Here is an 11,067-nt window from a genome sequence, read left to right as displayed (position 1 = left end):
CGGAAACCATCTTGGCCAGTGGCCCTGTGCGGCCACACCGAAAGGCCGAACATATGGAAGCAAGCGATCCGATCAAAAAATCTGCAAAAAACACTTGCAAGGGGAAGCCGTCCACATAAGGGATGAGGCGATCAAACAAGCGGCGGCGGTGGCCCGAATCTCAACAGGCCTTAGCTCGCCGAAGATAGGCATTCCTTCAGCGAGACGCCGATGTTTTCCATCATCTGGAAGTAGAGATCCGGTCCGGCCTCGAGTGTGCCGGCTTCCGGATCGAGCGTGCCGGATTTCGCCGGCGTGCCTTCGATGACGACACTGACGAGCTTAGGCTCGAACTGCGGCTCGGTGAAGACGCAGGTCGCGCCCAATTCCTTGATCTTCGCGCGGATCTCGGAGAGCCGTTCCGCGCCGGGCAGCACTTCCGGGCTGACGGTGATCGAACCGGCGACGCGCACCTGGTAACGGTTCTCGAAATACTGATAGGCATCGTGGAAGACGACGAAAGGCTTGTCCTTGATTGCAGCCACCGTCTCGGCGAGACCCTTGTCGAGAGCGTCGATCCGCTCGTTGAACCTCTCCAGATTGGCCTTGTAGGTGGCGGCGTTGGACGGATCGGCGGCGGCCAAAGTCTTCTCGATCTCCGTCGCCATGGCCTTGGCGTTCATCGGATCGAGCCACATATGCATGTCGAATTCGCCTTCGGCATGATGATGATCGTCATGCTTATCGGCATGCTCGGCACCGTCCGCTTCGCCGGCATGGGCATCGCCGTGATCTTCGTGGCCGGCTTCCCCGCCGTGCCCCTCTTCCCCGTGATCATGCCCCTCGAAGGCGCCGCCCTCGCGGAACTTCAGCTTCTCCAGCCCGGGAGCCTCGCCGAGTTCGACCACCTGGGCACCCGTGCCGAGCGTATCAAGCGGCTTGTCGAGGAAAGCCTCCAGGCCCGGTCCGACCCAGAACACGACCTTTGCCGCCTGCAGTGCCGCGGCGTTCGACGGCTTCATGGTGTAGGTATGAGGGGAGGCGCCGCCCTCGACGATGAGCGAGGGTTCGCCGACGCCCTGCATGATCGAGGCGACCAGCGAATGGACCGGCTTGATCGAGACGACCACATTGGGCGCCTCCGCAAATGCGGGGGAGGCAAGGAGAAGCGTCGAGGCGAACAGGAGGGCAGTCGTCGAATTCATCGTTTTCTCCGAATTGTCCGGTTGCTGCAGCCGGCGTTTACGGCCGGACATTGCTTGAAACGGCGTTGTTATGTTATTACATCAATTGCGTTATGCTATAACGTGTGCGATAGCCAGTGGCAACCACCAGCCGGAACTTTTTGATGTTGAACTTCCGATCACCAGAAACGACGCCCTTGGTCAGCCTCGCCAATGCCGGAGTGCGGCGAAACGGCAGATGGCTGGTGCGCGGCGTCGATTTTTCGATCAGCCGCGGCGAGATCGTCACCCTCATAGGGCCGAACGGGTCGGGAAAATCGACGACGGCGAAGACGGCGATCGGGGTTCTCAAGCCGGATGAGGGACACGTCGACCGGCTCGCAGGGCTGAAAGTCGGCTATGTGCCCCAGAAGCTTGCCGTCGACTGGACGCTGCCGCTGACGGTGGAGCGGCTGATGACGCTGACTGGCCCACTCAAGGGGCGAGAGATCGAAGAGTCGCTCGCAGCGACGGGCATGCTACACATGGCGAAGGCCGAGGTGCAGCACCTTTCGGGTGGCGAGTTCCAGCGGGCGCTGCTTGCCCGCGCAATCGCCCGCAAACCCGACCTGCTGGTCCTGGACGAGCCGGTGCAGGGGGTCGATTTTTCCGGGGAGATAGCCCTCTACGAATTGATCAAGCAGATCCGCAACCGCACCGGCTGCGGTATCCTGCTCATTTCCCACGATCTCCATATCGTCATGGCGGAAACCGATACGGTCGTCTGCCTCAACGGCCACGTCTGCTGTCGCGGAACGCCGCAGGTGGTGAGCCAGAGTCCGGAATATCTCAAACTCTTCGGCCGCCGGGCCGCCGGCGCGCTTGCGGTTTACAGTCATCACCACGACCATACGCACCTCCCGGACGGGCGGGTGCTGCATGCCGACGGCAGCATCACCGAAAGCTGCTTCCCGGACGACGGCCACCATCATGACGAAGAGGCCGACAACATTCACGATCACGATCCGGACTGCGGCTGCGGCCATCACGCGCGGCTCCAGGGTTACGGGACGGAGAAGCGCGATGCTTGACGATTTCTTCATTCGCGCGCTCGTCGCCGGAATTGGCATCGCCATGGTCGCCGGGCCGCTCGGTTGCTTCGTCATCTGGCGTCGCATGGCCTATTTCGGCGATACGATGGCACATTCGGCGCTGCTCGGGGTGGCGCTCTCGCTGCTCATGGACCTCAACCTCATGGTAAGCGTGTTTATCGTCGCTTCCGTCGTCTCGGTGCTGCTTCTCTTCCTGCAGAAGCGCGGCGCGCTCTCCACCGACGCGCTGCTCGGCATTCTCTCGCACTCGGCGCTGTCGATCGGCCTCGTCATCGTCGCCTTCATGACCTGGGTCCGGATCGACCTCGTCGGCTTCCTCTTCGGCGACATCCTCGCGGTATCCCGCGCCGATATCGACATCGTCTGGGGCGGTGGCATTCTGGTGATCTTCGCACTGGTCTATCTCTGGCGGCCGTTGCTCGCATCGACCGTCAATCCGGAGCTGGCCGAAGCGGAAGGCCTCGAGCCCGAGAGGGCGCGGTTCTTCTTCATGCTGCTGATGGCTCTGGTGATTGCGATCGCCATGAAGATCGTCGGCATCCTGCTGATCACCTCGCTGCTGATCATACCGGCGGCAACCGCCCGTCGCTTCGCCTCGTCTCCGGAAGTCATGGCTGTCTACGCCTCGCTGATCGGCGCGGTCGCCGTTGCCGGCGGGCTTTTCGGCTCGCTTCACTGGGATACGCCGTCGGGACCGTCGATCGTGGTTGCCGCGCTGGTCCTTTTCGTGCTGAGTCTGCTGCCGGTCGGCCGCCGGATCGAGAGCGCCCCGCATACTTCGGATGGAGGACATCACTGATGGTTACGCCCCAACTGACCAAGAACCAGTCGCTGGTGATGGGGGCGCTTGCCCATTCGGACGGTCCGATGAGCGCTTACACCATTCTCGACAAGCTGCGCGACAATGGCTTTCGCGCACCGCTGCAGGTCTATCGCGCGCTCGACAAGCTGCTCGAATACGGGCTGGTTCATCGGCTGGAGAGCCTCAACGCCTTCGTGGCCTGCAGCTGCCCGCATGAACACGAGCACGACCACGGTGTCACGGCCTTCACCATCTGCGAAGGCTGCGGCCAGGTGACGGAGTTTCATGACGAGGTGATCGAGGATCGGCTTTCCACGCTCGTGCGCGCGCAGGAGTTCAAGACCGAGAAGACGACGATCGAGATCCGTGGACACTGCAAGAGCTGCGCGTGAGGCCGCGTATCAATCCAGCAGCGTAAGTTGGGCGGCGTAACGCTGCCAATTCTTCACATAATGTTCGGCCGAACGCTTCAATCCTTCGACGGCGGCGTCATCGAGGGTCCGCACCATCTTGGCCGGGGCGCCGACGATGAGAGAATTGTCGGGGAATTCCTTCCCCTCGGTGACCAGCGCGTTGGCGCCGACGAGGCAATTGCGGCCGATCTTCGCGCCGTTCAATATCGTCGCTCCCATGCCGATCAGCGAATTGTCGCCGATGGTGCAGCCGTGAACGATAGCCCGGTGACCGATGGTGCAGCCTTCGCCTATGGAAACCGGGTGACCGGGATCGACATGGATGATGACGGCCTCCTGGATGTTCGTGCGCGCGCCGATGCGGATCGGCTCGTTGTCGCCGCGCAGCGTCGCGCCGAACCAGATGCCGACGTCCTCGCCGAGCTCAACCTGCCCGATGATGGTTGCGTCCGGCGCCACCCAGAAGCTGCCTTCGGTCGGCGTCTGCGGTCTGAGCGGTCCTAGAGCGTAAAGCGGCATGGCGGCTGCGTCCTTTGGTCGAAGGCGGTGAATTTCGCCCTTCCGTTTCTCAAACGATGTTGACGGAGATCGCGCCGATCCCGTCGATGCCGCAGGCTACGACATCGCCTTGCGTGACGGCACCCACACCCGACGGCGTTCCGGTCATGATGATGTCGCCCGGCGCGAGAGTGAAGAGGCGGGAAAGCTCGGCGATGATCTCGGGCACCTTCCAGATCATCTGGTCGAGGTCGCCCTGTTGGCGCAGTTCGCCATTGACCTTGAGCCATATATTGCCGCTTGCGGGATGACCGATCGCGGTGACGGGGACGATCGCGGAAACCGGCGCGGAATGCTCGAACGCCTTGGCGGCCGTCCACGGCTTGCCCGCCTTCTTGGCTTCCGCCTGCAGATCCCGGCGGGTGAAGTCGATGCCGACGGCATAACCGAAGATGTGATCGGCGGCCTGCTCGACGGGAATGTCCGCGCCCCCGGTGCGCATGGCGACGACCAGCTCAACCTCGTGATGAACCTCGGAAGAGCGCGTCGGATAGGGAAAATCCTCGCCCGGCGGCAGAAGATTGTCGGCGTTTTTCTGAAAGAAGAAGGGCGCCTCACGGTCCGGGTCGTGACCCATCTCGCGGGCGTGGGCCGCATAGTTGCGGCCGACACAATAGACCCGGCGCACCGGAAACCCGACGGGGCTGCCGGAGATCGGCAGCAGGACGAGGGGCGGGGGTGTCAGGGCTGTCTGCATGATCGTCCGGCTCCATCATTCGGTCTCGGTTTGGTCCGAGCGGTTCGTTCGCAGAAATCGACGCACCAGCACCGCCCCCTAGGTCAGGGCGACGCCGAAGCGAATCTGGAGAGAAGGACGTTAGCAGCCGGACGGGCTGCTGCAATAGGCAGGGCGTGAGAATGATGCCGGAGCCGTGCTCTCGGGGTCAGGCGCAGCGCGCATAGGCCTCGAGTTGGTCACGCGTGAGGAAGCGGCCGTCGGACCGCGAGTTGAGTTCCGGATGACTGTATTCGAGGCTTGGTACCTGGGGAAGCTCAAGGGCCTGGCGCACGGTCATGATGCCGATTTCCTTACGGCCGCTTTCGCGCCTCATGCTGACTTCGACGATACGATAGAGATTACGCTCTCTCATCATAGCTCTCCCGTATTATTTCTTATGTCCCTCTTTTGATGGGACCTTAAACATTCGATATTGGTTTTTGTAAGACGGAATAGAATATAACGCCGCCAGATGAAGCCTTCACGACAGAAATCGGGCGAATTCGCGAAGTTTTCACACTCATTTCGAGGCTGGACCGCGCGATTGCAAAGATCGCATTCTCATATTCGCGGATTAACACACGGGAACGGTTATATTAGAGGTTTCTTTGTTTTTCAAGCCGACCGGCCGGGTGTGACCGAATATTGCGCCGCACAAGAATTGTATTACCAATACACGGGGTCCGACTGGAGGCGCCCAGCATCGATCCACCCAGGCGGAAAATCGTCGCCAATCAGCTATCGTCATCGACAACCTCTATAACCGCAAGCGCAAAGGATCGATCAGTGTTGCGGTCGTTTGCCCGCATATCGTGAGCTAAGGCCTGTTGAGATTCGGGCCGTCCGCCGCCGCCTGTTTGGCTTCCTCATTCCTGTGCTCGTCACAGGAATCCAGCCAGACCGAGTCCTTGGGCTGAAAGAACGCTCCCGCGCCGCAGACGCGGCGCTGCTGGATCCCTGTGACGAGCACGGGATGAGGCGACGAGGGATTGCAGTCCTCCGATACCTTCCTAAGGCCTGTTGAGAAGCGCGCCACCCGCCGCCGCCTGTTTGATCTCCTCATTCCTGTGCTTGTCACAGGAATCCAGCCAGACCAAGTCCTTGGGCTGAAAGAACCCTTCGCGCGCCGCAGACGCGGCGCTGCTGGATCCCTGTGACAAGCACGAGGACGGAGGAGAGATTCCAGTCCTCCGATACCTTCCTAAGGCCCTGTTGAGATTCGGGCCACCCGCGGCGGCTTGTTTGATTTCCTCGTTCCTGTGCTTGTCACAGGAATCCAGCCAGACCAAGTCCTTGGGCTGAAAGAACGCGTCCCGCGCCGCAGACGCGGCGCTGCTCTCCTCTCTGTGACAAGCACAGAGATGGGGAGGGAGGAAAGTTTGTAGTCCTCTGACAGTTTCCTACAGCGCCGCGCGTCTTATGAGACGCGCAAAGGTCGCTGGAGCACTTTGAGCTGCATCGCCATGTGTGCCGACGAAACCGAATAGAGCTTCAACGCCATTATCCATCTCTCAGCAGCCGTCATAAACTCAAAATGAATCTCAACAGGCCCTAGTGCGCTTTAAGACGCGCCTCCTCAGCGGCGGAAAGAAAGAGTCTGCGTGCTTCCTCGCAGGTACGACGCCCGTCGATCGCGGCGCGGCACGCGCTGCGCGCGGCGACATAGTAGGGGCCGCGATACGGCCAATGGTCTGCGAGGCAACGGAGCGCGTCGGACGGTCCCTTGACCATGCGCACGTCACCCCCGGTCATTCCAAGCTCGATGGGATTGCTCCACAAGACCTGCATGCTTCTCCTCCTGGATCGCAGCGACGCGGCAATCAGGCCGCGTCAGGGTATGTTCGGTTCCAATCGGGCGACAAAGCGACGGACACCGGCTTCGATCGCCGCTTTCCCGTTCCCGGGATCATGTACAAGAACGCTGTCGGGCCTGCCGGGTTCCCTCCCGAGAAGCCCGGAGAACGAGCCGAGCGCTTCAATGTAGCTCAGGGAATCCGGTTTGTCCGCAATTTTGCTGGAACACGATTTTCCTCCTGCCCGCCGCCGCGGCCGATCAGATATCTTCGCCGCAGCGACGCTTTGCTCATGGTCGAAGGAGCCCTTATCTGGAGTTGTCCTTTCCCTCGCCACCCGTATTGCGCTGCATCCCCTCAAAAGGCGGGGTTTCAAGCACTTGGCCCCCATTCTATACCTTTTCTGCTGTTGGAGGGCTCGAATGGTGAGGGTTGCAGAGATCCGTTTGACTTGGTTGCCGCTGCAGAATGGGACTTTCTGCGCGATGCTTGGCAGACATGAAGTCGCCTTCGTCATGAAACGTCAGGCCATGAGCGATTGGGCCTGGCGCATCTCCCATTGCAACGGTACCGGTGAAACGGGCTTCCGCTACGCGCCGACGCTCGAGGGCGCCAAGGCGGAGGTTCTTGCCGGCATCCAGGAGTGGTTCCGCCAGGCGGGATTTCAATGAGCTTCGACCGCGTCTGATTGCGGTAGTAGAGCGGGATGAGGAGAAAAGTGTGCCGTTTTCCGCCCGCATCCCGCTCTAACTTCGTAGAGTCGATCACGTTCATGATGTTAGGTCGACCCGACCTGAATCATCGTGATCCAACGACTATTGGTACCGTGTCAGTCGCTCGACGTGGAAGCGGGAGTTTCGCCGCCGCCGGAGCCGCTATCCTGGCCACCGCCTGAGCCGCTGTCCTGACCGCCGCCGGAGCCTTCGCCGCCACCGGAGCCTTCGCCGCCACCGGAGCCGCTGTCCTGACCGCCACCGGAGCCGCTGTCCTGACCGCCGCCTGAGCCGCTATCCTGGCCACCGCCGGAGCCGCTATCCTGACCGCCGCCGGAACCGTTATCCTGACCGCCGCCGGAGCCGGTATCCTGACCGCCGCCGGAACCGCTGTCCTGGCCACCGCCGGAACCGCTGTCCTGGCCACCGCCGGAGCCGGTATCCTGACCGCCGCCGGAGCCGGTATCCTGACCGCCGCCGGAGCCGGTATCCTGACCGCCGCCGGAACCGGTATCCTGACCGCCGCCGGAACCGCTGTCCTGGCCACCGCCGGAGCCGGTATCCTGACCGCCGCCGGAGCCGCTGTCCTGACCGCCACCGGAGCCCGTCTCCTGACCTCCGGCTGGCGCGCTCCCGGCGTCGGCAACGACAAGGACGTCACCATGAGGACCGGCAAGCGCTGTACTCTGACGCAGGCCGTCATCGAACGACGCGAGTGAGGCAAATGGCGTGGCAACGACATAGGCGAGACCAAGCAATGAGCCGATGATAGTTTTTCCTGTTCTACGCATTGTCCTGCTTCCTTCCCTAAAGTTTAGGACATGTTTCGAACCTCAGCCTCCAGCGCGGCGCAGGATGGCACAGAAAGTGATGCCTTACGCAAGAATATTATAACCGTCTGATCTTCAACAGAATATCCAGTTACAGCCCTCAGGATCCGCCCGAATTTTGCCACAAGATACAATCGACAGTATTAGTTGCGAAGGAACAATACATCCGAACATCTGTTTCGGATCTGTTTCTTCTATCGGTTATATTAACGATCCCTCTTTCACTCGGCGATTGTGCGCGTGATTTGCTACAAGCCTCGGACCGCTGCCGTATGTAGCAATGCGCTGACGAGACAGGATGGAATCGGTGCCACAGACGGGAAGACGGTATTTCAAGGCACCGGTCTTTGCGGTGGCCGCCGTCGCATGGAGGCCTATCCGGCAGGAAGATGCGGCTGCTTCGAGTCCCCCGCGAATATCCTCGGTTCTCGCCAAGTCCTCACGGGAGAACGCGGATGACCGTCTTTCCGGCGCGTCGCTCCGTGGAATTGAAGGTGGCGATCGCATCGTCCAGACTCGAAATCTTGCCGATGTTCGTCCGCAGTCTTCCGTCCCGGACGCGCTGAACGATCTCCGAGAGCTGGCCACGATCAGCCTCTACGACGAAGTCAACCACCAGGCCATCCACAGGTCGGATATCCGTCGGTCCGACGGCTGTCACAAGCGTTCCTCCGGCCCGGATCAGCGCTACGGACCGCCTCTGAACATCGCCGCCGATAACGTCGAATACCAGATCGACGCGCCCGACGTCTTCCAGGGTGTCGTTTCCAAGATCGACGAATTCATTTGCACCGAAGTCCAGAGCTCTCTGGCGGTCAGCGGCGCGTCCGGTGCCGATGACATAGGCGCCGGCTTCCCGCGCAAGCTGCGTCACGATCGAGCCGACGGCGCCAGCTGCGCCGTGTGCGAGGACGCTCTGCCCCGCCTGCAGGCGGCCATGCTGAAACAGTCCCTGCCATGCGGTCAGGCCGGATATTGGCAGGCTTGCGCCCACCGTGAAGTCGACGTTGCCGGGCAATGGCGCGAGGTTGCGGGCCTCCATGGCGACGTACTCAGCGAGTGTGCCGTCGCGATACCAGTCAGACAGGCCGAACACCCGCTGGCCGATCGACAGCCCCGTGGTGCCATAGCCCAGCGCGGTGATCACACCGGCCAGCTCATGGCCGAGAATCGATGGCGTCCGGTCACGAAAGGCCCGATCCGTCCAGGTTGAAGGCCAATCCAGTTCGGTGTTGACGAAACCCGCCGCATGGACCTCAACGACGACGTCGTTTATCGCGGCTTGCGGCTCGGGTCGCTCCACCAGCTTCATTCCGGCTGTTCCCGCAGCCTGGTCGGTCACTACGATCGCTTTCATGGGAATTGTCTCCTCAGATATTTGTTGGTTTGGATAAATTCAGGCGTGGAAGATGTTTTCGACCTCCCGCGCAACTCGTTACCGGCTTGACGCCTTTTCGAAGACCTTGTTGTCGAGTTGCTGTGTGATGTCGCGCGGCGAGCCCGGCTTATTTCGGGTTCAACCGCGCGGAGATTGCGGCAGGACCGGGCTTAGATAGAGCCGGCCGAGGTAACGGCGGGAAAGTCCCGCTCGGGGTCGAACACGTTGTTGAAGAAGTTCGTCAGGGAGTACATGGCGACCAGCGCAACGATCTCGATGATGTTCGCATCGGTGTAGCCGACATCGCGGACGGCTTTCAGATCGGCATCACCAACGTGCCCTCGGGCCTTGATGACTTTGCGCGCGAACTGGACTGCGGCGTCTCGTTTCGGGTCGTTTGCATGACCTTTCCGGGCGAGAATGATGTCATCCGCCGATAACTTTGCCATATGTTCCGCGGTGTAGCTGTGGACCGTCAGGCAATAATTGCAGCCATTCACCTCCGAGACGGCAAGGCCGATACTATCGCGCGTCCTCACATCGAGCGCCTTGCTGAGGGAGCCAAGCAGCGTGGCCCATGCGTTGAACGCGATCGGGCTCTGCGCGAAGGCCGCCATCATATTTGGGGTGAACCCGATGCTCTTCGTGAATGCATCGAGAGTTGGTTTCGATTCTGCCGGTACATGTTCGGGTTCCAGGGCAATAGTTCTAGACATCATACTCTCCATAAGTAACTGTTTGGACTGTGGATTATGCAAAGGACAGGACGTCGGCCACCGGCAGGCGCGGCTTCTGCGGCCAGTTGCCGGTCCGCTCCGGCCCGACGGTCAGAAGCATGACCGGCACTTCGTCCTCGGTCAGGCCGAACTCGCGGTGCACGGCTTCCGCGTCGAACCCGATCATCGGCGTCGAACCCAGGCCGAGGGAGCGAGCTGCATAGATGATGGCCGCGGTGCCGAAGGTAGCGGAACGTACCGCCTCGTCGCGCTGCCGTTGGGGTTGACCGTCATACAGCCCGCGAGCGGGGATTTCCCATTCCGGCACCAGGTGCGCTGGCATGATGCCGGCTTCCACTACCGGCGCCAGGCGCTCCGGGACGGTGCTGGCATCGGCCAACCTGCCGACGATGATGAAGGTAACGGCGGCGTCGGTGATTGCGGGCTGGTTCCAGGCGATCGGACGTAGCCGTGCCTTGGCGTCAGGCGTACGGACTGCGATAAACCGCCAGTTCTGCAGGTGGAACGATGTCGGCGCGGAGGTGCCGATCCGCACCAGGTCGCGGATCTCACCATCGCTCAGGGTGGCGGCTGGGTCGTAGTACTTGGCAGCACTACGGCTCAGAATGGTTTCGATGACGGCATTCGTCGGCGTTGGCTGCGCGTGCGAATGGGACGGTTGGGGCGCGAGAGCGATTCCGGGGATCTCGGTCCGTGCGTGGATTTCGGCGTCTGTGCCCGTTGCGGTTTCGTTGGCGGCGATACTGATGCAGTTCATTGGATGGCTCCTTCATCAAGTGATGACGGAACCCAATTTACGAATGACGATGCAAACATCGAGACTGGATTGGCTCAATATGATGCGCGAAAGGATCAAACTAGCGCATATGAG

13 protein-coding genes are annotated in these 11,067 nt (G+C 61.3%); 4 read left to right on the top strand and 9 right to left on the bottom strand.

The window, feature by feature from the left end; genetic code table 11:
• Nucleotides 1–170 precede the first annotated feature (170 nt).
• Nucleotides 171–1,184, bottom strand: a complete 1,014-nt coding sequence (gene znuA, locus ACFHWW_RS31080; protein ID WP_379943084.1) for a zinc ABC transporter substrate-binding protein ZnuA — start codon at nt 1,182–1,184, stop codon at nt 171–173.
• A 143-nt stretch (nt 1,185–1,327) separates the two neighbouring features.
• On the opposite strand from znuA, the gene ACFHWW_RS31075 reads away from it, so the two are divergent.
• From ACFHWW_RS31075 to ACFHWW_RS31065, 3 genes are read left to right on the top strand one after another with little or no spacing between them, the layout of a single operon-like run.
• The gene (locus ACFHWW_RS31075; RefSeq protein ID WP_018095205.1) at nt 1,328–2,233 is read left to right on the top strand and encodes a metal ABC transporter ATP-binding protein; all 906 of its coding nucleotides are present in this window, start codon (nt 1,328–1,330) and stop codon (nt 2,231–2,233) included.
• Entirely contained in the window at nt 2,226–3,053 is an 828-nt protein-coding gene (gene znuB, locus ACFHWW_RS31070) for a zinc ABC transporter permease subunit ZnuB (protein WP_275597790.1), read from the top strand. The genes ACFHWW_RS31075 and znuB overlap by 8 nt, the downstream gene beginning before the upstream one ends.
• A complete protein-coding gene (locus tag ACFHWW_RS31065) occupies nt 3,053–3,448 on the top strand; it encodes a Fur family transcriptional regulator (RefSeq protein WP_003536852.1) in 396 nt (131 codons plus the stop codon). Before znuB ends, ACFHWW_RS31065 begins: the two co-directional genes overlap by 1 nt.
• 9 nt (nt 3,449–3,457) lie before the next feature.
• On the opposite strand, the gene ACFHWW_RS31060 is transcribed toward ACFHWW_RS31065, so the two are convergent.
• The 4 genes from ACFHWW_RS31060 to ACFHWW_RS31045 all read right to left on the bottom strand — a co-directional run bounded on the left by ACFHWW_RS31060 (nt 3,458) and on the right by ACFHWW_RS31045 (nt 6,533).
• The gene (locus ACFHWW_RS31060) at nt 3,458–3,988 is read right to left on the bottom strand and encodes a gamma carbonic anhydrase family protein (protein WP_379943081.1); all 531 of its coding nucleotides are present in this window, start codon (nt 3,986–3,988) and stop codon (nt 3,458–3,460) included.
• A 49-nt stretch (nt 3,989–4,037) separates the two neighbouring features.
• Nucleotides 4,038–4,724, bottom strand: a complete 687-nt coding sequence (locus ACFHWW_RS31055; protein ID WP_379943079.1) for a fumarylacetoacetate hydrolase family protein — start codon at nt 4,722–4,724, stop codon at nt 4,038–4,040.
• A gap of 187 nt (nt 4,725–4,911) precedes the next feature.
• A complete protein-coding gene (locus ACFHWW_RS31050; RefSeq protein WP_100673707.1) occupies nt 4,912–5,121 on the bottom strand; it encodes a hypothetical protein in 210 nt (69 codons plus the stop codon).
• A 1,175-nt stretch (nt 5,122–6,296) separates the two neighbouring features.
• Nucleotides 6,297–6,533 (bottom strand): DUF982 domain-containing protein, encoded by a 237-nt coding sequence (locus tag ACFHWW_RS31045; RefSeq protein WP_003536844.1) that lies wholly within the window; start codon nt 6,531–6,533, stop codon nt 6,297–6,299.
• Nucleotides 6,534–6,960: 427 nt separating this feature from the next.
• Between ACFHWW_RS31045 and ACFHWW_RS31040 the strand changes: the two genes are divergently transcribed.
• Nucleotides 6,961–7,209 (top strand): hypothetical protein, encoded by a 249-nt coding sequence (locus ACFHWW_RS31040; protein WP_100673706.1) that lies wholly within the window; start codon nt 6,961–6,963, stop codon nt 7,207–7,209.
• Nucleotides 7,210–7,367: 158 nt separating this feature from the next.
• Here ACFHWW_RS31040 and ACFHWW_RS31035 read toward each other — a convergent pair whose 3' ends face one another.
• The 4 genes from ACFHWW_RS31035 to ACFHWW_RS31020 form a co-directional block, all read right to left on the bottom strand.
• Nucleotides 7,368–8,042 (bottom strand): hypothetical protein, encoded by a 675-nt coding sequence (locus ACFHWW_RS31035; RefSeq protein ID WP_379943076.1) that lies wholly within the window; start codon nt 8,040–8,042, stop codon nt 7,368–7,370.
• A gap of 478 nt (nt 8,043–8,520) precedes the next feature.
• Nucleotides 8,521–9,438, bottom strand: a complete 918-nt coding sequence (locus tag ACFHWW_RS31030; RefSeq protein WP_338283571.1) for an NADP-dependent oxidoreductase — start codon at nt 9,436–9,438, stop codon at nt 8,521–8,523.
• A gap of 191 nt (nt 9,439–9,629) precedes the next feature.
• Nucleotides 9,630–10,175: a carboxymuconolactone decarboxylase family protein gene (locus tag ACFHWW_RS31025; protein WP_338283573.1), complete on the bottom strand. Its 546-nt coding sequence runs from the start codon at nt 10,173–10,175 to the stop codon at nt 9,630–9,632.
• Nucleotides 10,176–10,209: 34 nt separating this feature from the next.
• Nucleotides 10,210–10,953 carry a nitroreductase family protein gene (locus ACFHWW_RS31020; RefSeq protein ID WP_234819277.1) on the bottom strand — a complete coding sequence of 248 codons (744 nt, stop codon included), beginning with the start codon at nt 10,951–10,953 and terminating at the stop codon, nt 10,210–10,212.
• Between the last annotated feature and the right edge of the window lie 114 nt (nt 10,954–11,067).

It is taken from the genome of Sinorhizobium sp. P24N7, assembly GCF_042436655.1.
GTDB classification, from domain to species: domain Bacteria; phylum Pseudomonadota; class Alphaproteobacteria; order Rhizobiales; family Rhizobiaceae; genus Sinorhizobium; species Sinorhizobium meliloti_A.
This window is presented reverse-complemented; position numbering and strand designations above follow the sequence as displayed.